Consider the following 24841-nt stretch of genomic DNA (forward strand, 5'->3'; position numbering starts at 1 on the left):
TAAATTAAAAATGGACGAGAGCGAACTATTGCCTCATTTGTTCAGAACAGAGTACCGAAAACTGGTTTCGGTACTCTGTTATTTGTTTGGTATTGAGCATATTGAAATTGCTGAAGACATTGTTAGCGATACGTTTCTGTCGGCCACCGAATTGTGGAGCCTCAATCAGATACCCGAAAATCCGACTGGGTGGCTATATACGGTCGCAAAAAATAAAACGAAGAATTACTTAAAACGGAATGCCCTTTTCGAACAAAAGCTGTCGGCCGATATAAAATACAATACACCCAAAGGAGAAGAAATTGACCTTGATCTGTCGACGAAGAACATTGCCGACAGTCAACTGGCTATGATTTTTACGGTTTGCAATCCACACATTTCGAGTGAATCACAGATTTCACTAGCGCTGAATTTGCTTTGTGGCTTTGGCATTCAGGAAATTGCAGACGCCTTTTTGACCAATAAAGACGTAATTTATAAACGGGTTAACCGGGCAAAGTCTGCATTAAAAGAAGCCCGGATAAAAATTGAACAACCCACGATATCGGAAATTAACAACCGACTGGAAACGGTTTTGACAACCCTGTATTTACTGTTCTCCGAGGGCTATTTTTCGACGGCCCAAAACGTACTGCTCCGGAAAGATTTATGCGCCGAAGCCATGCGACTAACGTACTTGTTGATCGAAAACGAAGCCACGAATAAACCAGCCGTTAATGCCCTGTTTGCCCTGATGAGTTTTCATGCCTCCCGATTCGATGCCCGAACCGACGAGCAGGGTGAGATTATTTTGTACCAGGATCAGGACGAAACACGATGGAATCAGGAATTGATTGAGCAGGGCACTTATTATTTAAATCAGGCTTCTACCGGTGATCAACTCACTAAGTACCATCTGGAAGCTGGAATTGCCTACTGGCATACGCATAAGGAAGACTCTCCTGAAAAGTGGGAAAGTATTTTGCAGCTTTATAATCAACTGCTTATGCTGGAGTATTCACCCCTGGCTGCCCTAAACCGGACGTTTGCCCTGGCGAAAGCGAATGGAAAAGAGGAAGCTATTCGTGAGGCCGAAAAATTAAAGCTTATCGATAATCACTATTATTACTCCCTGCTGGGTTATCTCTACACCGATCTTGACAACGCAAAAGCAGTACGTCATTTTGAAAAGGCGCTTTCCCTTACCAGTTCGCACGCTGTCAAAATCGCACTAGCCAAAAATATCGATCGATTGATGAGCCCCGCAAACCCTCAAACCCAATTAGCCCATGTCCTATTGCCGCGCCATTGACACAATGTCCGAAGAGCGTAAAGCCTTACATAAAGCCTACCACGACCACCTGTATGGCTTTCCCATTCATGACGATAATGAACTGTTTTGTCGATTGGTGCTGGAAATCAATCAGGCGGGGCTGAGTTGGGAAACCATTCTGAAAAAGGAAGCGACTTTCCGAAAAGCGTACGATAATTTTGATCTGCAAACCGTGGCGGCCTACACCGATGCTGACCGGGAGCGACTACTATCCGATCCGGGCATCATCCGCAACCGACTGAAAGTGAACGCTGCCATCGATAACGCCAAAACTATATTGCGGCTACAAGAGGAACACGGTTCATTTGAGAAATGGCTGGAACTGAACCACCCAAAGACAAAAGCCGAGTGGGTGAAGCTCTTTAAAAAGACGTTCCGCTTTACGGGTGGTGAAATCGTCAACGAGTTTCTAATGAGCATTGGTTATCTGCCCGGCGCTCATGCAGAAGATTGCGCGATTTATAACAACGTCATGGAAGCTAAGCCATTGTGGATTAGGAGTATGTAGAAAAATACGAATGAGTTTGGATTATGAAACACCTGTTTGTTACCTCTTCGTTTTTACTGCTAAGCTATGCGGTGCGTGGTCAACAGAGTTCGCTGTCAACGGAATTGCCAATTACGAACGTCGCAACGGTTGTTTTAAAGCTGGATGGGTACCCTGATTTTCTTGTACCTGACAACAATAATGTCTGGATCACCAATGTAAAGCGTATTGATAAACTGTCGCCGACAACTAATAAACCCATCCTGAGTGTTCCGGTGCCCGAACCCTGTGGCGCCATGGCTGTTGGATTTGGTGCCGTATGGGTGGCTAACTGTAGCGATAAATCAATTTATAGAATTGATCGGTTGACCGGTAAACTAGTGGCCAAAATACCAACGGGATTGGCGGATAAGCACGGGGAATTAAGCCTTGCGGTGGGTGACGGTTCCGTATGGGTACTTTCCGATAGCACAGGAATTTTAGCCCGTATCGACCCTAAAACCAATAAATTACAGGCAACCATCAGAGTATTACCCTTTTCCTATTGTGTCGCGTTTGGCTACGGTGCGGTATGGATAACCAATACCGGTCAGGGTAAAAACAGACCAGGCGCAGGTACAAATGCAGGATCGGTTCAGCGAATTGACCCGCAGACGAATAAAGTGGTTGTTACGATACCGACTGGTATGGTGCCCCGCTTTCTTGCCGTCGGGGAAAACGGCGTATGGACGCTCAATCAGGGCGATGGTTCCGTCAGTCGGATTGACCCTTACACGAATAAATTAATCGCAACAATTGATGTGAAAGCAACTGGTTTAGGTGGTGATATTGCTGCTGGAGCCGGTAAGGTTTGGGTCAGAGGAAATAAAACTGTTTTTCTGGCTACTATAAATCCCAAAACCAATTCTGTTGATAAGCGATATGGGCCAATCTCGGGCAGTGGTGCCGTTCGAGTGACGAATGATAAAAGCGTATGGATTTCATCACATGATATAAATACCGTCTGGATCATTAAACCATAACGATTAAGTCCCAGCCAGTTAGCCTACTGAGCGCGCTAACGTGCTACGTCCTTCCCACCGATAAAGCCAATCTGATAGCCATCGAAACAGGCTCGTGGTGCCGAGGTAGAAGTACATCAGGAACAGAAGTTTGAAGAATCCACGCCGGAAAGTGAAGGGAACGTTGGCACCATCTACATGCTGAATAATAAGGCCAAATAGAGCGTAGGTGCCTGCTATCCAGAGGAGTACGGTAAGCCCACGTTTGTCGCGAAAAACGACAATGTTTGCGAAAGCCAGGATCAGGCAAACCCAAACAGCATAGCCCCAGTAAACCGCATCGAAAACCACCTGATTGTTCATGTTGGAATATACCCTGATGAGCTGGGTCAGATAACCATTGGTTACTGCATGGATTGCGCTCAGATTCGCAGTCGAGGAGATAGGAATGTAACCTCGCAAGAAGACGTAATTCCAGAAGATAATTGGTAATAAACAGGCGATTGATAAAGCAATTGCACGAACAAGCGCCTTGCTTTTCGGAATGTCGGCAGATTGTACAAGTACCAGCAGCGAGCCAATTGGCACAAAGAAAATAGTTTCGGTACGAGTCCAGCAGGCAATGGCTAGTAAAAGGGCGCTTCCAACAAATGAACCGCGTTGTCTTGATTCAAGGTAACGTTGCAATAAGATAACTCCCGAGGCAAAGAAGGCCGCATTGGCCCAATCGGTTTGCACCAGAAAGGTGTAGGCAAATAGTTCTGGAGAGCAGGCCAGAATTGTGATCAATAGATCCGCAAGTAGTGGATGGATTCGTTCGCGAAGTTCAGCATATAAAAACAATCCGAACGAAACGACCAGAATCGTCAGCCAGATCTTCCCAAACACAAATGGCCCAACTCCGTCTGCTGCCAGTAAATAAATGATCTGTTGCATGGTAGTAAACGGAGCATAGAACGGCTGATTACTGAAAACCGAAACAGATGGTAAATGCTCTGTAAAGACCGACGAGACTAAGGTGTGTTCCCTGACGGCAAACGTTGCCACCAGATCAGGCCCGACGATCGTGTCAAATGGAATATTCGGAAACCAGGCGCATTTCCAGGCACTGATGAACAATAAATAGCCCCAGAAGACTAGAAACGGCAATTCACAGAGCCGAAAGGACAGTCGTTCCCACGTAAATAGCGAACGTAGATAGCCTAGTTGCCCACGTACCAGCATCAGGGACAGGCAAGCCATTACAGCTAATCCCAGAAACATCGGAGTAGGAGCGATGGGAAGATGAATCAGTTGCAAAATTACGGGCAGTATTGAACTAACTCCCAGGCCTGCTAACATCGAAAGCCCCAGTAAACTAAAGCCGTTCGTCAGTGCTCGCAGGCGAGTAACCAGCCCAAAGCCAAGTAGAAATTGTGCGCTAATAACAAAGACAAGGGACAAACTCATGGTTTTGATGTCTTATAATAAGCCTTGGCTTGTTGAGGTGTATAGGCAAAAAAATGAGGATCGTACTTCCTGAATTCGGCCATAACTAAAGGGCGATTATGGTCCTTGAATGTCAATAGAAAAATCTTGTTGTCGTATACCCAAAACGTATGCGTTGCCTGTTGCAACAGCGAATCAGGCGCGGTCATATCGAGCAAATGAACTGACTTGCCAAGGTGATAGTATAGCACACTTGGGTACAACCAGGCATATCCATTCGCTTTCCCTTCCTGCCAGGCGTTTCGAATCAAGTACCGTTGGGGAGGAATCAGAAAGTAATCAGTAGGTTGAGTACGTTGCCGGATTAATTCGGTGTACACATAAGCCTCCTTATACCCTTCCCGTTTACGAACCGAAACGTCAGTTTGTTTCCCAAGTGTCTGCTGTTGCGTATAAAATCGATCAACGGTTTTGGTAAGCCATGTTCTGTTTTTTGGTAGCCATACGATCACAAACAGGCTAACGAGGCTTATGAACAAATAGCTAATCTGCCTGATCCAGAACTGTCGATTAGCAGGTGAAAAAGAAAGCGGACGCATCTTATTGAGTCAACAGACGTTATATTTACACAGCTATAACGGCTTGATTTCTCCAAATTGACCATTCTTTATGAATCGACAAAAATTGATTATTAATTTGACCCGATGGCTGGCTGTTTTTCTGCTGATAGCGGGTTTGATGCCTATCAACCTAAGAGCACAGACCGTGCTGATCATCTCAGGCGAGGTAACCAAACCATTGACGCTGCAAGCCGCCGATTTGAAAGCGATGCCACATACCGAGGTAACGGGTAATGATCGGGATGCAAAGGAACATAAATATTCTGGGATACCGCTTTCGGAATTGCTCAAGCAGGCGGGAGCTACGCTAGGCAGTGCGCTTCGGGGCGAAAACCTGACCAAGTACGTTGCTATAAAAGCGATCGACGGTTATGAAGTCATTTTCGCACTCGCTGAAATCGATCCTGATTTTGCCAGCCGGGTAATTGTCCTGGCCGACGCCGTCGATGGAGCGCCACTACCTCAGGGTGTTGGGCCTTATCGGGTGGTGGTTCCCGGTGAGAAAAAACCTGCCCGCTGGATTCGGGAGGTGAAGTCGATTGAGGTGCGGTTCGCTAAATAAGTTAAGAATGAAGAATTAAGAGTGAAGAATAAGGCTCCAGCGATATTCTTCATTCTTCATTAAAAAACGGGTTATGCGTATTGGTCATATCGGTCTTGGTTTGGCGTTTGTTGCCGTTCTGGCTTCGGCCTGGACGGTTGACGAGCCTGTGCCAACAGGCCCATACGCGCTCCATTACCCCGCTTCATTCGGGGGGCGATTTACCATTCCCGCCGATAATCCTACGACGCAGGAGGGCGTTTATCTCGGGCGGATGTTATTTTACGAACCCAGTATATCGTCTACGAAAACCATCTCCTGTGCAAGTTGCCACCAGCAAGCGCGCGCATTTACCGATGGACAGGCCTTGAGTGTCGGCGTTACTGGAAAACGTACCCAACGGAATTCAATGTCCTTAGTCAATTTATTGTGGGTAAGACAGTTGTTTTGGGATGGCCGGTCGAGTAGTCTCGAAGAACAAGCGCTGGTCCCCATGGCGCATCCCGACGAAATGGGGTTAGCTCCGGGCGAAGCAGCCCAGGTTTTACAAAAAACGACTTCTTACCCTGCCCTTTTCAAACGTGTCTTCGGCTCCGACACGATTACTGATGCACGTATCGGCAAAGCCATCGCCCAATTTGAACGAACGCTGATTTCAGCTAATTCGCCCTACGACCAGTATTTGGAGGGAAATTATAAACTAACTGAATCGGAACAACGGGGTTTACAGTTATTCAATGTTGCACCGTCGATGGAGCGGAATGTTCGGGGTGGCAACTGCGCTCATTGTCACGGAGGCCCAAAACTCTATCAGGAATTATTTCACAACAACGGCCTTGAGCAGAAAGCGACTGATTCTGGTCGGCAGGGGATTACCGGACTGGAACTCGATCACGGACGATTCCGCGTACCGACCTTACGAAATGTTGCGCTAACGGCTCCCTACATGCACGACGGTCGATTGGCAACGCTGAATGACGTGCTGGATCATTATAGTGAGCACATTCTGGCCAGCCCGACGTTAAGTCGTGAGCTGCCGGGTCATACAAACGGATTTCATTTGACTGCGGGAGAAAAGACGGATCTGATTGCCTTTTTGCATTTGTTTACGGATAGTACGTTTATCAATAATCCAAAATTCGGGAATCCGCATTTAACGAGTTTAACTACCAAAAAATAGCCTCGAATTCTTTGCCTTATGAAAAAACTACTTCTTTCCCTTCTTCTGCTTCCCGTAACACTGTTAGCGCAGACCCAGCCTCTGCGCGTAGCAGTGGCGGCTAATGCGCAGTTCGTGATGGAACAGTTAAAAACGGCGTTTCAGAAAAAGACGGGCGTCGAGGTGGAGTCTATCGTGAACTCATCGGGTAAACTTACCACCCAAATTCAGCAGGGAGCACCTTATGATGTGTTTCTGTCGGCTGATATGGATTATCCGCAAACACTGCACAAAGCAGGATTAACGGTGGACGCTCCCGTTATTTATGCGTATGGCTCTCTGGTACTCTGGACGCTAAGTGAGCTACCATTAACTGCCGATTTAAAAGTACTTTCTGATCCTTCTGTTCACCACGTTGCCATTGCAAATCCGGCTACCGCTCCATACGGAGAAGCAGCTGTTTCGTTCCTGAAATACAAAAAGTTATTGGATCAGGTACAGCCCAAAGTTGTTTACGGCGAAAGCATCGCCCAGGTGAACCAATACGTATTGACTGGCGCAGCCGAGATAGGCTTTACGGCCAAATCGGTGGTGCTCGACCCTAGCCTGACGAAGCGCGGACACTGGATCGACTTGCCAACAACAGGCTATTCGCCGATTGCACAAGGGGTTGTCGTTTTGAAACGAAGCACCCTAACGAAAGAAGCCCAGCAGTTTATGGAGTTTTTGCGTAGTCCGGCGGCCCGGCGTATTTTGCAACAGTTTGGCTACCGTTCGCCCGCTTCCTGAATCTGATAATCATGCCCATCGACTGGGAACCCATCTGGCTAACCTTACGCTTAGCGGGTATCACCACCTTCATTTTACTCCTGATCGGCGTTCCCTTAGCGGGTTGGCTGGCGCTTAGTCGCTTTCGATTCAAACCAGTAGTCGAAGCCCTGATTAGTCTCCCGCTGGTATTGCCACCTTCGGTTGTTGGCTTTTACCTGCTCGTAGCCTTCAGTCCGACCAGCGCATTCGGGGCCTGGCTGTTAAAAACGGTCGATCTTCAGCTTGTATTTTCGTTCGAAGGCTTAGTCGTGGCTTCGTTGTTGTATAGTTTGCCGTTTATGGTGCATCCGGTTCAAGCTGGTATAGAAAATCTCCCTATTTCCTGGCGGGAAGCTTCCTACACATTAGGCCAATCGCGCAGTCGAACGATGTGGCGTGTCTTGTTACCCAACTGTAAACCTGCATTGCTCACCGGCATTGTTCTTACGTTTGCCCACACTATTGGCGAATTTGGCCTGGTGCTAATGATTGGCGGAAACTTACCTGGTCAGACCCGCGTCGCTTCCATCGCCATTTATGACGAAGTCGAATTGCTTCATTTCGAAACGGCCCATACTTACGCAGCTTTGTTGCTGGGCCTTTCGTTTGCCATTTTGTTGTTGGTATATGGCATCAATAAACGCGTAACGGTATGATTCACATCGACGTTGTCATACCACGCCTGTTTGCTGAAGGGGCCAGTGATCTTCATGTAAAACTTGAGATCGAATCGGGTAGCTTACTCGCATTGGTTGGACCTTCTGGCTCTGGAAAAACGACGCTGCTGCGATTGCTGGCAGGGCTCGAAACACCTCAACAGGGGCGAATCGTGGTTGATAACGACGTATGGCTAGACAAGCAACAGGCGATAAACCGGCCTCCTCAGCAACGTTCGATTGGCTATGTGTTTCAGGATACGGCTCTGTTTCCGAATATGACCGTTCGGGAAAATATTCAATATGCGGCTCCATCTGGACAGAGAGCTTTACTGGATGAATTGGTTGAGGCCACAGGTCTGGAACCCTTTATCGATCAAAAGCCCATACGCTTGTCAGGAGGGCAGCGGCAGCGGGTGGCGTTGGCCCGTGCATTGGTTCGTCGGCCTAAACTCTTACTATTGGATGAACCGTTTGCCGCACTGGATGCCGATGCCAGTCAGACGCTTCGGCAAGTGTTGCTGAAACTGCATCAGAACTGGGGGACAACAACGCTACTGGTGAGTCACCACGAGGTCGATGTACAGGCGCTCGCCGATCGGGTTATTCGCATGGTACAGGGCCGTATTCAAACGGACGACCTTATCGCAAACCGAATTACGGCCAGAGTTCAGCTGGAAGCGATCAAACGTATTGAGTACGATGAAGCCCGGCAGTATTGGATTATTGAAACCGATACGACTCTGATACAATCATCCAATCCGGCTTGGGAAAATCGACGCGTGGGCGATTTAATCCAGATTGGAGTCAGTTAATTCATGGGCAACTAGCATAGCCTGAATCAAGACCCTTCGGCCATTTTAACCCGAATGTTGATCATTACCTCATCGGCGAGAATCAGACTTGGTTTGCCGAGGTCGAAATCCAATCGATTGACTTTCAGATTGCCTATAAATTCGTTTTTGGGAGATACCGAAAATGGCAATTTTACGTCTCGGTGGATGCCTTTCATGGTAAGCTCAAAAATGCCTTCGTAGGTATTCGGGCTGATTTTTCGAATGGTCTTCGACTGTAACGTAATCATCGGATTCTTTTCGGCATCGAAATAATCCGGTTTCTGTAAATGCTTGTCTCGTAGCGTCAAACCCGTTTTTATGGTATTGACTGGAACTGACGCCTGAATCAGAGCTTGTTCGGGATGTTCGGGGTTGAACTGAATAGCGGCCTCTGTACCCGTAAACGTGCCATTTACAGTTAATCCCGCATTTACAATTTGAAACCGAATTTCTGATTCTTCAATTTTTGTATTCGGAGGTACGGAACCGGCAAACAGGCAAAGCAGCAAATAAAGCCATAAGGATGGTTGCATACGTGTTAAAGCGTTTTGAGAAAGGCCAATAGCGCATTTCGATCAGTTGGCGATAATTCCAGGCCAAACTCATGCCCACGAACAGCCCTTGTTTTTACATCTGCCCCTTTAAATCCGGTCGGAATATAGTCGTCTCGAAGTCGTTTTGGGTCAAGCATGTCATCTAGTTTGGCCAACGAACCATCGTGCAGAAAAGGCCCTCGGTACCAGACACCTTTCAACGACGGAATTTTATAATACCCAGTACCCCGCCGTGTTTTCAGCGTATAGCCCGGATCAGTGCCGATAGAAATGTCGAAAATATCATATTTTTTCAGATGGTCTTCAGGCACGGTAAAACCATCTGCGGGTGTTAACATATTGTTGGTGTAAAGCGGTGGTGTATGACAACTGACGCAACCTTGCTCAATGAAAACCGTTTCACCACGTTTCGAAATCTCAGTTGGTTTGTTGGGATTGACGGGTGGTTTCAGCGAATAAACGTACTTGGCAAGCGCATACAATTGGGCTTCACTGTGTCGATCAAACGTGCCGGTAAAACGACTTTTACCGGCTTCGGGCCTTGTTTTGTGCTGATCTCCGGCAGGAATATAGCCGTCGTAATCACCTAAAAAATCCAATGCCTGATTGATGGCAATATAACGCATCATATCGCCGATGTTCCGGTGGCGAGACAGACCACCGTGATCCAGATACGTACGATCCTGAACCCCGATCAGGTCAGGTACCGAAGGAGGAAACAAAATACTGGTGCCCTGACGGCCAAATGTACCAGGAGGAACCGCTTCGAAAGCCTTAGTAATTGCCGCTTTTGAGCTATGACTAAGCTGACTATTCGGGTCGTCTTTCACAAAGGGAGCATCAAATAAAATGCCTGATAAAAATTGGGCACCTGCTTCAGGAAAGTCAGGTTTTCGAATCAGCCAGGCGGTGGCTAAATCGCCGGGGAAATTGCCCTGGGCGCCTTTAAGTACCATTCCGTTCGACTCGACACGGGTGTGGCACATACTACAGGCAAGATTTCCCGTTAACACTTTCCCTTTTTCCGGAATAACGTATCGGGCATAGGGCATAATGCCATCTTTGGTCAACGGCATTTTGGTGTACGCATAAAAAGCTGGATCACGAATATCCTCATCCGATATAATGGCACCGTCAAGATCAATTGGCGCATCGAAAAGCAACTCACCCGCCTTAATCCAGTCTGCTTCGGTTTTGAGTTTTGCTGGGTCGAAAACTACCTGTGGCTCCTGTTTCTTTAGCCATTCCCAATACCCTTTGGGTTCACGACCGGGCGCATAGACTGGGTAATTTTTATAAATAACCCGTTCGGGCAACTGATAATAATAACTGGTCGGTACATGCTTTGGCGAAGCTTTTGAGGTGGCCAGAGGCAGTTCAACGGTAGCCATCGCCGTACTGTCCCAGGTGCGTGGAATATCAGGCGTAAAGGGAACCAATACATTCGCCTGATCTCCATTTGTTTGTGTAGTATAACTAAAGATGCCCAGAAGTAAACAGTTCAAAAAGAGGATGGATAGAGCCGATAGAAGCTGTTTCATGCACAGGAATGGTTTTTTAGCAAAATATAATAATGGAAAGCTAGTTGAACAACTCTTTGAGTATGCGGTCAATGTTGTCAGTGATAAGGATTAATTCGAATCGTCCCAAGAAATAAAGAAGTAGGCTGATTCGCAATTTGCCAGGAGAAGCGTAAATGGATATTTTTTATATGAGAAATAGTATTATTGTTCTGTAAATCAAGTAGTTGTCTGTGATTTATTTTGAACTTAGCAATGCTGCCAGACGTTTATTTACTAGACGCTCAATGCCTGATTCATGCCCGATTTCAATCCGTCAATTATCTTATATACTGCCGACGCGCTCAACGAACGGGGGGAGGCCATATTGGCGCATTTTCCGAATGTCGAGACGCTCGAGCTGAAGCAGCACAACCGCTTACCCGAGTTGGGTATGAATCATTTCAAGATCAAGTCCGACGTGTTGGTGCTGGGTAAATTGAAGACGCAGGATATAAAATGGAGCGGTCGTAGTGCAGATTACATTGCGCCAAGTCTGGCAAATGGCTGTTTCGGTGGGTGTGCCTATTGCTACGTTGACCGGCACAAAAACGCTAATCCGATTACACTATTTACCAACATCGACGAGAATCTGGCGAGTGTTGACCAACATGTTCATTCACTGGCTTGGCCTAAGCCTATCAATCAGACAGACCCGACGTTCTGGACCTATGACATCGGTTGCAACTCGGATATTTCGATTGATTACGACCTGACTGATGGCATTCAGGAGGTATTCTCTTTTTACCGCGATCATCCACGTGCCAAAGCTACGTTCGCGACTAAATTCGTAAACCCAGCGCTCCTCAACTTCGATCCAAAACGGAAAATACGCATCCGCTTCAGTCTGATGCCCAGCCACGTCAGCAAACTTGTGGACGTGCGAACGGATAGCATCGAAAAGCGGATTGCCGCGATTAATGACTTCTACGACGCAGGTTACGAAGTGCACGTCAATTTCTCGCCAGTTATCGTCTACAGCGGTCCCGATGGGGATCGCAAAGCGTGGCGCAACGACTACCGCGAGCTATTTCGTCAGCTCAATGCAACGCTACGTCCCCAAGTCCGAGAGCAGCTCAAATGTGAAGTTATTTTTCTGACTCACAACCAATGGCAGCATCAGGCCAATTTAGCCATCAACCCAAAAGCCGAAGAACTGCTGTGGGTACCTGAATTACAGGAGAGTAAAGTCAGCCAGTTTGGTGGCTGGAATATCCGTTATAACCACCAGTTGAAGCGGAAAATGATTGAAATTTTCGAGCAATTAGTTCGGGAAGAGATTCCGTGGTGTGAGATTCGGTATATTTTCTGACCGGGATTTAGCTGATTTAGGGATTCAAGCTGATTTTGCTTTTTAAATAGATTCGCATCTTTGACGCGCAAAACAAAATCAGCTTGAATCCCTAAATCAGCTAAATCCCGGTTCAGATTAGTGACTATGCTGCTTTACATACTCGTCCATCGAGAACTTGCCGGAGCCGATGACGAGGAACCAGAGCAACAATAACAAGACGATAACCGACAGCCAAAGCTCAGAATTCAAGGGCGAAAAACCCTGACTAATGTTGACGAAAAAGAGCGCACCTACCAGAATAGGAAGTTGTAGAATAACCATCAAACGGGTCAGGCAGCCGAGCGCGATCAGAAAGCCCCCCATCAAGTGGGCAAAGGCCACATAATGCACCAGCATTACGGGCCAGAGACTAAAGTGCAAACCACCGACTAATCGAGTCAAATAAGCCGTATCACTAATGAAACTGACGCCTTTCAGCACCAGTATAATGCCCAGCACAATTCGCAGGGCGTCGGTCCAGGCAGGGTGATGGGTATCGCCCCAGTTTTCAATTCGATTTAAAACGTTCATACCTGTAAGTGGTTTAGTGAAAACTAATCGAATATACAGGTAGGGTAACTAAAAAACAAGCTGATTGTTAGGGAGTTATTTTGAAAATTGGTTAGCTAGTCAAAGAAAAAATAATCGACCGTCTTCTGTCCGAACTAGCGGTAATTAGTAAGCTTGATTTTGCTGGAACTCCCTAACATGCAGTCGCCATAATCTGCTCATTATACCCGATTATATAAGTAATCTACCGTTTCCTAAATAGTCTGGATGATTGGACAAGTAGATGGGTGAACTGACTAAATTACTCTCATCTTGTCAAGTTAAAATCACTCTTCACATCAATCCAGTTCCTATGAATCCCACCGTTGATCCTGCCAGCAATGCATTGGCTCCTTTGAGACCCATTTGTTTTATGATTATGCCCTATGGCAAAAAGCCTACTCAGTCTGAAAGTGGAGTTGCCATTATTGATTACGATGCACTGTGGGACAAAGCCCTTTTTCCGCTCATTGATCAGGACCTTAATTATTATCCAGTACGGGCAGATCAGGATTTGGGGGCTATGATTATCAAAGAGATGATTGAACGACTCGCTCTGGCCGATTTAGTTATTGCTGATGTCTCGACGCCTAACGCTAATGTATATTATGAAATTGGTGTTCGGCATGCTGCCAGGGAAACAGGCTGCGTGATGATTTCGGCGGATTGGTCGAAGCAATTGTTCGATATTAGTCAGATGCGTCAGGTTCGTTATCCTTTGCCCGAAGGAACTATAACCGACGAAACCGCAGCGGCTGTACGAGAAAAGTTAAAAGGGATATTGCCGCTTGTAACAGGAATCTCGCCAGTTTTTGATTCGCTTCCCGGTTTTCCGTCCAAAATGGATATAAGCAGGACGACTTCATTTCGGGGTCAGGTTGAAGAATTATCTAGATTCTCGACTGAAGTACGAAAAATCCGACTCCTTCAGGATACTAAAGAACGGTCAGCTCAATCGAAACAATTAATTGAAAAGTATAAAAAAGCAGCATACACATTACCTGGAGTCGCCCTGGAAATCATCTACCTGCTTCGCGATAATGCCGATTGGGCAGAAACGCTGGTTTTTCTTGAAAGTTTGCCTGATACATTTCAATCCCTGCCGGTTGTAAAAGAACAGACTTGTTTAGTGAAATCTAAGAATGGCAGCCATATCGAAGCTATTGCTGCCCTAAAAGAGTTAATCGCCACTTCTGGAGACAGCTCGGAGCGACGCGGGCTAATTGGAGGGCGATATAAAAAACTGTTTAATAGTACGAAAGACAATCCCTCACAAAAGAGCAACTATCTGGATCAGGCAATTGCGGAGTATACCAAGGGAATGATGCTTGACTTAAATGATTATTTTCCATCCTGTAACCTCCCTCGACTACTACGGACTCGTAACGAATTTGATGATGGAAAGCAGGCTCAGGTCGCGGCTATTATTGCCCTGGCAGCCTGCGAACGGAAACGGGCAATTGACCCTTCTGATGAGTGGCTATTACCTACCTTGCTTGGTCTGGCCTTTGATGCTGGGGATATCAATACGGCACAAAACCTTTATAAAGAAATGAGAGATACCGGAGTCCAGCCGTTTAAGCTGGAGACAACTGTTCCTGACCTTGAAACGGCGATCAGCCTTATTAAAGATGAAACAATCAGTTCTCAATTGACTACGATTCTTTTACGTATAAAAGCGTTAGTTCAATGACTATTAAGGAAAAACTTACGAAAACAGGGCCTAAGCGATTATTGGCCCTTGATGGAGGAGGAGTACGGAGCGCCATTTCGCTGGAGATACTAGCCGAACTTGAACGGACGATCCGGCAAACGGAAGGCGCACCAGAAACATTTGTTCTGGCCGATTACTATGATTATATCGCCGGAACTGGCTCTGGCGCCTTTATTGCGGCCTGTCTGTCGCTGGGTATGCATGTCGCTGACATTTGTACTCAGTTTACTCCGATTGCCATAGAAGCATTTGCCCCGACGGATTCGGTGTACCCAGTCCGAAGTCGACAACGGGAAGAAAAACTGGACAAGATGCTTCAGGAATTGTTTGGTTTGGATACACTCCTGGGAAGTGATAAACTCAAAACCTTGTTGTTGCTAGTGCTTAAAGCGGCCGATTCTGACTCTCCCTGGACACTTACCAACAATCCCAACGCCTTTTACAATCAGGCCAACCAGCCTAAAAACAACCTGACTATTCCGCTCTGGCAGCTTGTAAAAGCCAGTTTAACCACCCCTATATTTATTTGTCCGGAACAAATTCAACTGCCAACGGCTACACTCTCTATGGTGGATGGAAGTGTCAGTATGTACAATAATCCTGCATTCCTCTTATTTCTGAATGTAACGTCTCCGATATATAAAATTAATTGGCCGGTTGGCGAAGATAAATTACAGCTTACATCCGTCGGAACGGGTCGAAATCCAGGCGTCAACGTCAATATAGGCCCAAAGGAGGTGAATCCACTTTTTCAAATGGGGGCAATTTCGTCAGGATTACTACAGTCGGCTTCTTTTGAGCAGGATTATCTATGTCGCTTTTTCGGCCGATGCGTGGCTGGCGATGTGTTAACGCAGGAAATAGGCGATATGATTGGGCAGAAATCTGGATTGCCAGGTAAATTTTTTACGTATCTCCGGTATGATATCGAACTTTCAAATCCAAATCTGTTCACAATAGGCTTGGCTTCCATACCGGCAGAATCCGTTCTGGCAGTTGATGCAGTTGACGCCCTGCCGGCATTACAGCTTATTGGTAAAACGGTTGCCCAAAATAAGGTTATGGCCGCTCACTTTACGACGCGACAGACGACTAATCTTGGGAGTAAAGAAGTGCCTAGCAGACTGGAAATGCGCGGGCCTGTTGCCGAGAAACGAGGTGTAGATTTTAGCTTTCTAGGTGAACCAGCTAAAGAGACTCCGCAACAGAAGGATACACTAGACGAAGAGAAAATTCAACTAGCGCAGGGTTATGAATATCAGGGCAATAGTTCTTACGACTCCTGGAAATGGTGGATATGGGTCAAAGGCACGGAGAAAACATTGGATACTGTAGCCTATGTTACCTATTATTTGCATTCTTCTTTTCCGAATCCGGTTCGGAAGGTAACGGATCGAAAATCAAAATTCAGATTAGACGCAGTAGGGTGGGGTGTTTTTTTAATTCGAGCGACCATAACGTTTAAAAACGGCAAAGAAAAACAAGTAACCCATTATTTGGAACTAGGTTATCCAGACGGCACATTCACGACTAAATAAATCATTTGCGGCTGTCAATCAACTCATTTTACAACACACCTATATACCCTTCATTCAATGAAAATATTCGTTGCCTTCGGTTATAATGATCGTGATAAATGGATTCCTGAGCTAGTATTTCCTGTCATCAAAGCGTTCGGACATGATGTGATATCTGGTGAAGATATACAGGGGCAAATATTGTCAGAAGCTGTGGCAGGTAATATTAGACGAAGTGATGCCCTCATTGCTTTTTTAACCCGGCGTGGAGATAAGGCTGAGAATGGCATATGGCCTACGCACCGATGGGTTACGGATGAACTTTCTGTGGCTATTGAATCAAGACGACTAGTTGTTGAGGTTCGTGAAACAGGCGTTGATTCACAGGGAGGCATTGCGGGCGATAGACAGCGTATTGAGTACGATGAGAGTCGACGGGATCGTTTCCTGGTTGAACTTGTTAAAACAATAGGCTCGTGGACACAGAACGTGCAGGTAAATATGCAGCTACTACCCGAAGATTTTTCGAATGAAATCCGTCCTTTTTTAGAATCGCCTTATCTACGCTGTACCTACCGATTATATATCGACAATACCATATCAGAAGAATTTCCAACCAGAATTCTCCCATTGCCGGGAGGCTTATCTATTCAGGCGCTCAATGTACAGAAAGGTGCCTTAATTCAAGTTAAAGTGATCGCCAACAATACTACCTGGGTTTCTGATTATATGAGTACAGGCTCGTACAGTATTCAGCTTCGGAAGGCAATGTAAGTGTTCTGACTACTAGTCTATTTAGTTAACTTTTCCTTTCCGTAAATACAGCTTATCGAAAAATAATAAATGCAGATTAGAGACTATCCAACCTATTGTAATTAATCCTAAACCAAGGATAATGCGCGTAATCGCTCCCTTATAGTTAAGTAGTTTTCCGGCAATTGCTCTAATAACTAATATAGAAGCCAAGGCAATAATAACCCAGCCGATAGCGCTAACTATGGTCGATAAAGCGCCTGCCTGATAAATAGCGAATCCGATTGCGATGAGCCCGACTAAAAGGCCTGCCAAAAGGATTTTTCGGGCAAGTTGTAGAGGCTCGGAAAGCATCCATACTTTCATGAATTTTTCGCGGGATACGTCCAGGATATCCAGGAGCTGCTTCAATTCAGGATTTGTTTCTTTTGACGTTAGATTATTTTTTATCTGTAAAAATTTCCATGAGCTGGATACTGGTTTATCCTTGCAATAGGTAGAATGAACCATTAAATAGCCACTGGTCATTAACGAAAATGCTTCAGTATCATGAAATGAGTCCAGATCAGTTCGAATAGCAGATAGGCGAGCCTGCATGTCTTTTCGAATAGTATAACTCGTGAAGGGATCTAAGTTGGGATTAACTGGGCTAGGATCTTCACAATTTATCCAGTCGACAGGGATAACATCTAAATCCATTTTTAGGTGAATGAACATCAATTCCTTTAATAGACCAGCTCGTTTCAGACTTAGCAAATCCTGATACTGCGCATTCCGAATCCGCTCCATGAGTACGTCGTTGGTGCGTGGAGGAACGCCCAGAATACTGCTGCTGGGGTCGTCTTCCGAACTCATCTGACCGCTGGCATCGCTCACCAACAGTACTGAACAATCCTGCTCCAGTAATCCACAAATACCCTGATTGTCGTGAACACCACCATCGACCAGTCGAACGATTTTATGCTCATACAAATCTTTTCGGGCCAGCGGCTCAAACAAGCCGGGTACGCAAGATGAAGCAGCCACGGCATGACCTAAGCGGATAGACCGCCCAACTTCAGGTTTGTAATACATTCGCCGTAATCGATAATTGCCGTCAATCTGCTGAATGGCCGCCGGAGATTCTCCCATCCAGGACGCCGTAAACTGCCAGTTATGTCCGGTATTAAGGGTTGTAGCGTTCAGGATAAGCATAGGTACTTTGGCCTGCCTACGCCAGTTGTCTGATTTAATTGAAAAAGATTCTATTGGCTTTCCATCGTCGTCAATCGGTTTAACTAATAACTCATTGAGCCAGATTGGCTTATTATCTGTATTAATAGATTGCCTATCACCGCTTAGGCCTTTTTTATTTCCGTTGCTGCAGTCAGCATACCTGTCTGTATCGTTTATTTTGGCGAAAAGCTCCTGTTCGTATAATTCGCCAACCCGTTCGGTACGGGAGTAATTTCGGTCGATAAGCATCTTCAGATTACTGCCGAAATCTGCGAGTACACGAGTTCGGATGTTGCGTTGCACTCCCGCCAGAAAATCCCGTTCAATGTCTTTGACCAGTTCGATATAACACTCTCTGGTAATAGCGCTGTCTGGAACAGATTCCAGTAAATTTTTGGCCTTTAGGTAGTAGTAGGCTCCAATAATGGAACCGCCTGATACACAGGACAGCACTTCAATATGCCGAAGTTTATCGAGTTCGGCTAGTTTGGCCAAAACACCAATATGGTATAGCGAAGCCCGGAATCCACCTCCTGATAGGGCGAGGCCGGTCTTTCCATTAAAAATAGCCTGTAAAGCCTCTGGCTCAACTTTGGTAAAGGCTCGTAAAACCGTCCAGGCTTCTGAAACCTGTGCCTGTTCAACACTATTTTCGTGTAATACCGCCAGTTTCGCTAATTGTCGGGCTGTGGTTTCTACTTGCCAATCAGGAATGGCGTCCTGGGTGCCTTTTTTCTCCTGAATAAAGGTATACGCACGCTCCAGCCAGGAGCGTGCAGTTGTGTACTCCTGTAGTCCAAAATACACTTCAGCCACCGTAACCAGATACCAATAATCTGTAGTGGTTTCCGGCGTATGCCCCACTGTTAATTTTTCTTTCAAGGCTTCCCGAATGCCGCTGGCTTTTTTCTGTAAAACTGACCGTTCAGGGGTAACTCCCTTGGGCTGCGCTTCCTGACTTTCCTGTTGAATTAGCAAATCCAGCATAAAGGCTGCGTTGACACCCGTATATCCCCAATCGTCGTACTCAGGCTTGCCGGTCATGTAGCTGTCAAAGCCACGCTGATAATAAGCCAAAGAAGTTTCCAGGTTTTGGACCTGTCCATCCGACTCCCATTTGCGCTTATAAATGGCCCCGGCAATACCTAATGTTTCTGAATTTTCTGTAGTAGAACTAAGTTTCGGAGAATCCTCTACCAGGATAGCTAGCGCCTGATCCAGCCGTTTAAGTAAAGGTAAATCTGGATCCTTATACGTGCTGACTGCACATTTCTGATCTAGCTTGAGCTGGACCTCTGGCAAAAGACCGGGTAATTTTCTTGCTTTTTCCAGAACTCGGCGGGCATAACTGAGGGCTCGCTTATTGGACAATTGCTGAGCAAGTTCCAGCGCTTTTCTAGCAGTCAGAGCTGGAGTAGAAAGTTGGCCATCCAGATTCAGAAATGAGCGGGCTTCTTTAATGGCATCCATGTCGTAGAAGGTTTGGTGGGTAGGTGGTTCGAATCAGGCAATTGTTTTTCAATCGTCATTTGGCTGTCTAAGTGCCTCAATTAATCGGTCAATATTGGCCTCGTACGCTGCATCAGTTGTCATATCAAGCCATATATTAGCCGACATACTGAGTCTAGGATTACAGATCTCCCGCATAATCATTAACAGCCGACGCTGGCTTTTTTCGAGTCCAAGATGTTGTGATAGTAGATTCTCTAATTCAGTAAAATTACTTTCTAAGTAAGCTGGCGTGAGCACTGCCAGCGTATAAGCACTTTGCTCAACTGCCCGTTCCATTTCTTTAATGAGAGAAGCGCCAAGTCGAAACGACTTGTGGTCAATGAAAACTCGTAAACCTGCTTTTTCTAAATAAGGAACCAAGACCTGGCGCACCCATGTCATCTCAGGATTTCGTTGGCGATAGCTAACGAAGACATCAAATTTATACTCATTCATTGGTATAGGGTTTGGGATAATGTCAAGTTAGTCCTCTTGAATATTGGCGATTTTCTTTGCTTTTTCCGCCCATTTTTTCGGGTCAAGGTCCCAGCGGGTAACGTATCCATTTCGTTCACCAGAGAATAAGAATTCATTGTTTTGGCTAAACGTTAGTGCCCAAACCTGATCAGATGTTGTGAGAGCCGAACCAAAACGATCGTGTGTTGCTACATTCCATAAATTAATCTTTTTATCATCTCCTCCAGATGCCAGTAGTTTTCCGTTAGGGCTGAAAGCCAATGACCAGATACCGTTTGCGTGGCCCATTAGTGCAGGCCCGACTGGTTGCCTTTTGGAAATGTTCCAAAGAAAAATCATGCGGTCGCTTGCGCTTGAGGCTAACAATTTACCATCTGGACTAAACGCGATACGTTTAATTTCTTTACTATGATTTTTAGGTAAAACTATAGCACTATAATCGTTCAGATTCCATAGAATAATCAGCCGATCGCTTCCGCCTGAGGCAAGTAGTTTACCATCAGGACTAAATCTTACACAGGCTATACCAGCTCTGTGAATTTTAGGCAAGGTGGTAATTAATTTGTAGGTAGAGATATCCCATAATTTTATAACTGTGTCGGCGCCACAGGTTGCCAGTAAACGCCCATTTGGACTGATATCTAGGTAGTTAACAGCTTTTTTGTCTACTTTGAGTGATTTGGTATATCGTTTATCAAAGGTATTCCAGAATGTAAGTACACCTTGATCATCACCCAAAACAACAGTTCCACCTTTGGGCGACAAAGCCAAACAATTGATAATACTGTTCTTGCTTTTTAATGGTTTTCCTATAGGTTTATGAGACAATACATTCCATATAATAATTGATTTATCATTACTAGCCGAAGCTAGAGTGCTATCATTAATAAACAGAACATCGGTGATAGCTTCCTTATGCCCAGCTAATGTATCTGTAAGCTTACCCGTTTTAGCATCATATATTCGAACGGTTTTACTCTTACTGGCTACCGCCAATCGATTGCTGGTAGGGCTATAGGATAACCCGTATATTGTACCCTGTGTAGATTTAATCTCTTTAGGATATTTGGAAGGAAGGTTCCAGAATTTTAGGGTTCCGTCATAACCGCCAGAAACGATTTGATTACCATTAGGATTAAATGACAGCACATTAATTCCTTTTTTGCTTTCAAGTAGGGTAAACTTTTCCCTATTAATATCCCACAGCCGAAGTCTGTTATTTTGGCTGTCATCTCCGATGGCTAAAATTTCTCCGCTTGGATTAAAGCTGGCAGATTTGGCATAAGCAGTACAGACACTATCCGTATCAATTAATACTGTAGATCTTATACGCTTCCAGGTTTTAGTATTGTACAATACAACAGTACAACGGTCATAACAAACCGCCAGAGTTAGCCCATCTGGACTAAATGTGAGGCTGTTGACATCGCCCCTATGAGCTCTTAGCTTTAAACCTGTTGATTTCTGGGTAGCTACATTCCATAATTTAACAGTTCCATCATCGCTACCTGTGGCAACTAGTGTGTTTTCCTTGTTGAAGGCAATACAGGAAATAGATTCTGTATGAAGTTTTACAGCAGGGCAAACTGGTTGTTGACTGGCAATATTCCATAGGGTTAGCGTACCATCTGACTGACCAGAAGCTAATATCTTCCGATCACTACTTAATGCTAGGCAATTAGGGTACATTGTTGTCTGAGTGGAGAATGAAATGGTCGGTTTTTGATCAAGATCATTGAAAGTTAACGTCCCATGTTGATCACCGGTAAGCATATGTTTCTGATCTGAGTCGAATCTAATAGATTGAATAGCAAATGGCGACTGGAATAATTTTTCGCCGAGCAAATTAGGATTCGGCAAATCCCAAAGAATAATATTGTTATCCCAACCAGAGGAAATAAGAGTTTTGCCATCTTGCGTGATGTCGACACTATTTATCTGATCCCGATGACCTGTCAAAGGATTTCCTAACTGCTCATAATTATTCATGTTCCATTGAATAATTTTTCGATCTGCGCCACAGGAAAATAACGTATCTCCGGTTGGACTAAACTTCAATCCCATAACAGATTCTGTGTGTCCTAAAAAGGCATATTCTAATGAGCGCCTGCTGGGAACATCCCAGATAATTAAGTTTTTATCGGTATCACCTCCTGAGCCAGATGCCAACAATGTGCCATCAGGACTAAATGCCAGTGCATATACACTACCATAGTGTTCATCGAGCGGATCACCTATAGGTTTACGGGTTTTTGTATTCCAGAATATGATTTTTTGATCAGAATCTCCTGAGGTTATTAATTGCCCATCTGGGCTAAACGCTATGCAATTAATAGTACTTTCGTGCGCAGATAATGAATCAATAAATTGATGCGTAACCGCATTCCAGAGAGTAATCTGTTTATCTGTGCCACCAGATGCCAGTAGGTTTCCATTATGACTGTATGCTAAGGCAGCAATATTATTGTTTTTGTCCACCAGTGTATCGATAGATTTTCGGGTAAGAACATCCCATAAAACAATTGTTCCGTCGGCACTCGCCGAAGCGACTGTTTTCCCATCTGGACTAAATTCAACGACATTTACGGCCTTTGAATGTCCCAAAAGAGGTTTGGTCAATGGCCTCTCATTAATCAAATCCCAGAACACGATTGTACCATCTGCATGACCTGAGACAAAAATTTTACTGTTGGGGCTAATTTTTACATTCCAGGCAAATGCCGAATGACTGTGCAAAAATTTTCGTAAATGAGGGCTTTGACCAAGGGTTGATAAAAGGCTTCCTCGTGTATCGATATTGTTATCTTTGTTATAAGCCTTACTGCTTAAGAAAAGAGCGCGATCTAACTGCACATCAATGTACGTTAATGCTTGAGCAGCTAACTGTCGAGACTGAGCGATATTTAATTCAATTACCGCGTAAATGAAAGCGGCAATAGCAAATACGGCTATAGTCGATATAATATAATTTCGCTGTCGTATATCCTTTATTTCCTTCTCACGAGCAGCCTCTTTTGCCTCTTTAATGGCATCCAATTCTCTTTGACTGACTCCTACTAAAGCCTGTACGTCATCGCTAAAACCTAAATCTTTTGCATCAGGGCTGTTGAGCCAACTGGTAGCCTCAAGTAGTTCGGTGGCGTCGAGTAAACCACCGTTGCTGCGGCCTAAACGTACCCACTCGGCAGCTTTTTGTTCCAGTCGCCTTCTTACTTGCTCGGTTTCCCTTCGTTCTCTAATCCAGCCTTGTAACTTGGGCCAGCCATCGATTAGGGATTCATGGGCAATATCGACATTGGGATTTTTACTGTTTTCTTCTGCATTGAACGTTAATAACCGATTATTGACTAGATGATTAATACAAGTTGTAAATTCAGTCGGATTATCATCTGTACTGTGTAGTTCCGAAACTGGTTGTTGTCGACGGGTATCGGGGCGGCCTTCGCCAAATTGAACCAACCGAAGGAAAATGCGTCGGGCTATCAACTGCTGCTCAGGCAACAAACTCGCATACGTGGCATCTGCCTTAGCTGCCATGGCAACGGCAAGGCCACTTTTGCCAAGTTGTTTATAAGATTGGAATGTAATTAGTTTATTGGATCTCTTTTCCCAAAGCAACACCATGGCTTCCTGCATCAAAGGCAGTACTCCTGGCTCGTTAGCTGCGTCACTTAATAAGCGATCCAGCAACTTCGGTTCAAGAAAAACGCCTACACCGCTAGCTGGTTTTTCAATTGCCTTTGCTAACGATTCATCTCGTAACGGCACTAATTCCAATCGTTCGCTAGCGTCAATTGGCCATAATCGGCTTCCCATTAAATCCTGATAGAAGGCAGCCCGCATACATAATAAAATACAACAGTCTGGGTGCCGACGAAGATTTTGTAGGGCTGTAGTAAATTTATCCTGCTCGTCCCGACTCGCCAGATTGAATAATTCTTCAAACTGGTCAATAACAAGCAGTAACCGTTCCGACGGCTTATTCTTATCCAGCAAATCACAAATAAGAGTGCTTGGGTCGGTGGTTAGTTCTCCTTCTAATAAAGTACTAAGTCTTTCTGTGGGCTGATCGCCCGGACGCATATCGCGGACTAACCAATAGCCTTTAGTGAAAAAACTGCTTTGGGGGAGCTGAGATAATATCCCGGCATAAGTGAGGGATGATTTGCCTGAACCTGATGCGCCGATAATGGCAATAAAATGCTGATAGCGAAGCCGACGAAGCATATCATTGATTTCGTCGTCCCTCCCAAAAAAAACAGATGCATTTTCGGTTGTGAAAGGTCGCAATCCTGGATAGGGACAAGGAATTGTCTCTGTGGTTGGTTCGGGAAGCAGAAGTAAGTCTCGCAACCGAGTGGTTTCAGTGGCCCAATCGGTGGCTAACCGAAAATCAAGGCTAACCCGAAACTCGATACGAAGCGGTATGCTGACTTCTTCTAGTTTAATTGGAATCAGACGGTTCCGTTGGCTGGCTACAACTGCGTATGTCGCAAGTTGTTCACTAAAATCTGCCCAATCATCAGCAATATAGGCTGGTGTGAAGACTAATATAACATACCGACTAGCCTTTATGGCTCGTTCAAATTCAGCTACTATTGATTTTCCCGGTTGAAATTGGGAGGTAGTAATTACTTGTTTAGGGGATAGGCCGAGTTCGGGTAGCAAATAGCCATATACCCATTGCTGATCGGCTTTAGCGTGAGAAATAAACAACTCATAAGTTGCTGACATTTCCATTTGATTTGTGAGGTTGTGTATGGATAATATGGTTGATCAAACTGACCTTTAAAGGAGTAGTCAGATTAGTCAATGTCGCTTTTGGTAAA

General features: G+C 45.3%; 20 protein-coding genes. 12 read left to right on the forward strand and 8 right to left on the reverse strand.

Annotated features, from left to right (window positions below; genetic code table 11):
* Window positions 1-10: 10 nt before the first annotated feature.
* The 3 genes from GO755_RS29140 to GO755_RS29150 are packed head-to-tail and all read left to right on the forward strand — an operon-like array spanning window position 11 to window position 2821.
* Window positions 11-1291 (forward strand): RNA polymerase sigma factor, encoded by a 1281-nt coding sequence (locus GO755_RS29140; protein WP_157588940.1) that lies wholly within the window; start codon window positions 11-13, stop codon window positions 1289-1291.
* A complete protein-coding gene (locus GO755_RS29145) occupies window positions 1269-1820 on the forward strand; it encodes a DNA-3-methyladenine glycosylase I (protein WP_157588941.1) in 552 nt (183 codons plus the stop codon). The genes GO755_RS29140 and GO755_RS29145 overlap by 23 nt, the downstream gene beginning before the upstream one ends.
* 23 nt (window positions 1821-1843) lie before the next feature.
* Window positions 1844-2821, forward strand: a complete 978-nt coding sequence (locus tag GO755_RS29150) for a Vgb family protein (RefSeq protein ID WP_157588943.1) — start codon at window positions 1844-1846, stop codon at window positions 2819-2821.
* An 18-nt stretch (window positions 2822-2839) separates the two neighbouring features.
* Here GO755_RS29150 and GO755_RS29155 read toward each other — a convergent pair whose 3' ends face one another.
* Window positions 2840-4249 carry a glycosyltransferase family 39 protein gene (locus GO755_RS29155; RefSeq protein ID WP_157588945.1) on the reverse strand — a complete coding sequence of 470 codons (1410 nt, stop codon included), beginning with the start codon at window positions 4247-4249 and terminating at the stop codon, window positions 2840-2842.
* Window positions 4246-4827 carry a hypothetical protein gene (locus tag GO755_RS29160; protein ID WP_157588947.1) on the reverse strand — a complete coding sequence of 194 codons (582 nt, stop codon included), beginning with the start codon at window positions 4825-4827 and terminating at the stop codon, window positions 4246-4248. Before GO755_RS29160 ends, GO755_RS29155 begins: the two co-directional genes overlap by 4 nt.
* Before the next feature lie 70 nt (window positions 4828-4897).
* Between GO755_RS29160 and GO755_RS29165 the strand changes: the two genes are divergently transcribed.
* From GO755_RS29165 to GO755_RS29185, 5 genes are all read left to right on the forward strand, one after another.
* Entirely contained in the window at window positions 4898-5410 is a 513-nt protein-coding gene (locus GO755_RS29165) for a molybdopterin-dependent oxidoreductase (protein WP_157588949.1), read from the forward strand.
* A 73-nt stretch (window positions 5411-5483) separates the two neighbouring features.
* Window positions 5484-6569: a cytochrome-c peroxidase gene (locus GO755_RS29170; protein WP_157588951.1), complete on the forward strand. Its 1086-nt coding sequence runs from the start codon at window positions 5484-5486 to the stop codon at window positions 6567-6569.
* A gap of 18 nt (window positions 6570-6587) precedes the next feature.
* The gene (gene modA, locus GO755_RS29175; RefSeq protein WP_157588953.1) at window positions 6588-7337 is read left to right on the forward strand and encodes a molybdate ABC transporter substrate-binding protein; all 750 of its coding nucleotides are present in this window, start codon (window positions 6588-6590) and stop codon (window positions 7335-7337) included.
* Between the two features lie 11 nt (window positions 7338-7348).
* A complete protein-coding gene (modB, locus tag GO755_RS29180; protein WP_157588954.1) occupies window positions 7349-8014 on the forward strand; it encodes a molybdate ABC transporter permease subunit in 666 nt (221 codons plus the stop codon).
* Complete coding sequence (locus GO755_RS29185; RefSeq protein WP_157588956.1) at window positions 8011-8829, forward strand: sulfate/molybdate ABC transporter ATP-binding protein; 819 nt, start codon at window positions 8011-8013, stop codon at window positions 8827-8829. The genes modB and GO755_RS29185 overlap by 4 nt, the downstream gene beginning before the upstream one ends.
* Before the next feature lie 26 nt (window positions 8830-8855).
* On the opposite strand, the gene GO755_RS29190 is transcribed toward GO755_RS29185, so the two are convergent.
* Together GO755_RS29190 and GO755_RS29195 are read right to left on the reverse strand one after the other, a co-directional pair.
* A complete protein-coding gene (locus GO755_RS29190) occupies window positions 8856-9383 on the reverse strand; it encodes a YceI family protein (protein WP_157588958.1) in 528 nt (175 codons plus the stop codon).
* A 5-nt stretch (window positions 9384-9388) separates the two neighbouring features.
* Window positions 9389-10945 (reverse strand): hypothetical protein, encoded by a 1557-nt coding sequence (locus tag GO755_RS29195; protein WP_157588959.1) that lies wholly within the window; start codon window positions 10943-10945, stop codon window positions 9389-9391.
* 277 nt (window positions 10946-11222) lie between these two features.
* Here GO755_RS29195 and GO755_RS29200 point away from each other — a divergent pair, with 277 nt between their 5' ends.
* Window positions 11223-12275: a spore photoproduct lyase family protein gene (locus GO755_RS29200; protein ID WP_157588960.1), complete on the forward strand. Its 1053-nt coding sequence runs from the start codon at window positions 11223-11225 to the stop codon at window positions 12273-12275.
* Between the two features lie 117 nt (window positions 12276-12392).
* Here the strand turns inward: GO755_RS29200 and GO755_RS29205 are convergent, their stop codons facing one another.
* Window positions 12393-12827 carry a DoxX family protein gene (locus GO755_RS29205; RefSeq protein ID WP_157588961.1) on the reverse strand — a complete coding sequence of 145 codons (435 nt, stop codon included), beginning with the start codon at window positions 12825-12827 and terminating at the stop codon, window positions 12393-12395.
* A gap of 331 nt (window positions 12828-13158) precedes the next feature.
* Between GO755_RS29205 and GO755_RS29210 the strand changes: the two genes are divergently transcribed.
* The 3 genes from GO755_RS29210 to GO755_RS29220 are packed head-to-tail and all read left to right on the forward strand — an operon-like array spanning window position 13159 to window position 16850.
* Window positions 13159-14538, forward strand: a complete 1380-nt coding sequence (locus tag GO755_RS29210) for a TRAFs-binding domain-containing protein (RefSeq protein ID WP_198174974.1) — start codon at window positions 13159-13161, stop codon at window positions 14536-14538.
* The gene (locus tag GO755_RS29215) at window positions 14535-16097 is read left to right on the forward strand and encodes a pYEATS domain-containing protein (protein WP_157588963.1); all 1563 of its coding nucleotides are present in this window, start codon (window positions 14535-14537) and stop codon (window positions 16095-16097) included. Before GO755_RS29210 ends, GO755_RS29215 begins: the two co-directional genes overlap by 4 nt.
* A gap of 57 nt (window positions 16098-16154) precedes the next feature.
* On the forward strand, window positions 16155-16850 hold the full coding sequence (locus GO755_RS29220; protein WP_157588964.1) for a hypothetical protein: 696 nt from the start codon (window positions 16155-16157) through the stop codon (window positions 16848-16850).
* A 21-nt stretch (window positions 16851-16871) separates the two neighbouring features.
* On the opposite strand, the gene GO755_RS29225 is transcribed toward GO755_RS29220, so the two are convergent.
* From GO755_RS29225 to GO755_RS29235, 3 genes are read right to left on the reverse strand one after another with little or no spacing between them, the layout of a single operon-like run.
* On the reverse strand, window positions 16872-19514 hold the full coding sequence (locus GO755_RS29225; RefSeq protein ID WP_157588965.1) for a tetratricopeptide repeat-containing protein: 2643 nt from the start codon (window positions 19512-19514) through the stop codon (window positions 16872-16874).
* A gap of 48 nt (window positions 19515-19562) precedes the next feature.
* Complete coding sequence (locus tag GO755_RS29230; RefSeq protein ID WP_157588966.1) at window positions 19563-19991, reverse strand: toll/interleukin-1 receptor domain-containing protein; 429 nt, start codon at window positions 19989-19991, stop codon at window positions 19563-19565.
* 27 nt (window positions 19992-20018) lie between these two features.
* Window positions 20019-24752 carry an nSTAND1 domain-containing NTPase gene (locus tag GO755_RS29235; protein WP_157588967.1) on the reverse strand — a complete coding sequence of 1578 codons (4734 nt, stop codon included), beginning with the start codon at window positions 24750-24752 and terminating at the stop codon, window positions 20019-20021.
* Window positions 24753-24841: the final 89 nt, after the last annotated feature.

Source organism: Spirosoma arboris (assembly GCF_009754945.1).
GTDB lineage: Bacteria > Bacteroidota > Bacteroidia > Cytophagales > Spirosomataceae > Spirosoma > Spirosoma arboris.

Bases quoted from the DNA above. Each gene is read 5' to 3' on its own strand.
- GO755_RS29140 (WP_157588940.1), top strand. From the start codon at position 11: ATGGACGAGAGCGAACTATTGCCTCATTTGTTCAGAACAGAGTACCGA.
- GO755_RS29145 (WP_157588941.1), top strand. From the start codon at position 1,269: ATGTCCTATTGCCGCGCCATTGACACAATGTCCGAAGAGCGTAAAGCC.
- GO755_RS29150 (WP_157588943.1), top strand. From the start codon at position 1,844: ATGAAACACCTGTTTGTTACCTCTTCGTTTTTACTGCTAAGCTATGCG.
- GO755_RS29155 (WP_157588945.1), bottom strand. From the start codon at position 4,249: ATGAGTTTGTCCCTTGTCTTTGTTATTAGCGCACAATTTCTACTTGGC.
- GO755_RS29160 (WP_157588947.1), bottom strand. From the start codon at position 4,827: ATGCGTCCGCTTTCTTTTTCACCTGCTAATCGACAGTTCTGGATCAGG.
- GO755_RS29165 (WP_157588949.1), top strand. From the start codon at position 4,898: ATGAATCGACAAAAATTGATTATTAATTTGACCCGATGGCTGGCTGTT.
- GO755_RS29170 (WP_157588951.1), top strand. From the start codon at position 5,484: ATGCGTATTGGTCATATCGGTCTTGGTTTGGCGTTTGTTGCCGTTCTG.
- modA (WP_157588953.1), top strand. From the start codon at position 6,588: ATGAAAAAACTACTTCTTTCCCTTCTTCTGCTTCCCGTAACACTGTTA.
- modB (WP_157588954.1), top strand. From the start codon at position 7,349: ATGCCCATCGACTGGGAACCCATCTGGCTAACCTTACGCTTAGCGGGT.
- GO755_RS29185 (WP_157588956.1), top strand. From the start codon at position 8,011: ATGATTCACATCGACGTTGTCATACCACGCCTGTTTGCTGAAGGGGCC.
- GO755_RS29190 (WP_157588958.1), bottom strand. From the start codon at position 9,383: ATGCAACCATCCTTATGGCTTTATTTGCTGCTTTGCCTGTTTGCCGGT.
- GO755_RS29195 (WP_157588959.1), bottom strand. From the start codon at position 10,945: ATGAAACAGCTTCTATCGGCTCTATCCATCCTCTTTTTGAACTGTTTA.
- GO755_RS29200 (WP_157588960.1), top strand. From the start codon at position 11,223: ATGCCCGATTTCAATCCGTCAATTATCTTATATACTGCCGACGCGCTC.
- GO755_RS29205 (WP_157588961.1), bottom strand. From the start codon at position 12,827: ATGAACGTTTTAAATCGAATTGAAAACTGGGGCGATACCCATCACCCT.
- GO755_RS29210 (WP_198174974.1), top strand. From the start codon at position 13,159: ATGAATCCCACCGTTGATCCTGCCAGCAATGCATTGGCTCCTTTGAGA.
- GO755_RS29215 (WP_157588963.1), top strand. From the start codon at position 14,535: ATGACTATTAAGGAAAAACTTACGAAAACAGGGCCTAAGCGATTATTG.
- GO755_RS29220 (WP_157588964.1), top strand. From the start codon at position 16,155: ATGAAAATATTCGTTGCCTTCGGTTATAATGATCGTGATAAATGGATT.
- GO755_RS29225 (WP_157588965.1), bottom strand. From the start codon at position 19,514: ATGGATGCCATTAAAGAAGCCCGCTCATTTCTGAATCTGGATGGCCAA.
- GO755_RS29230 (WP_157588966.1), bottom strand. From the start codon at position 19,991: ATGAATGAGTATAAATTTGATGTCTTCGTTAGCTATCGCCAACGAAAT.
- GO755_RS29235 (WP_157588967.1), bottom strand. From the start codon at position 24,752: ATGGAAATGTCAGCAACTTATGAGTTGTTTATTTCTCACGCTAAAGCC.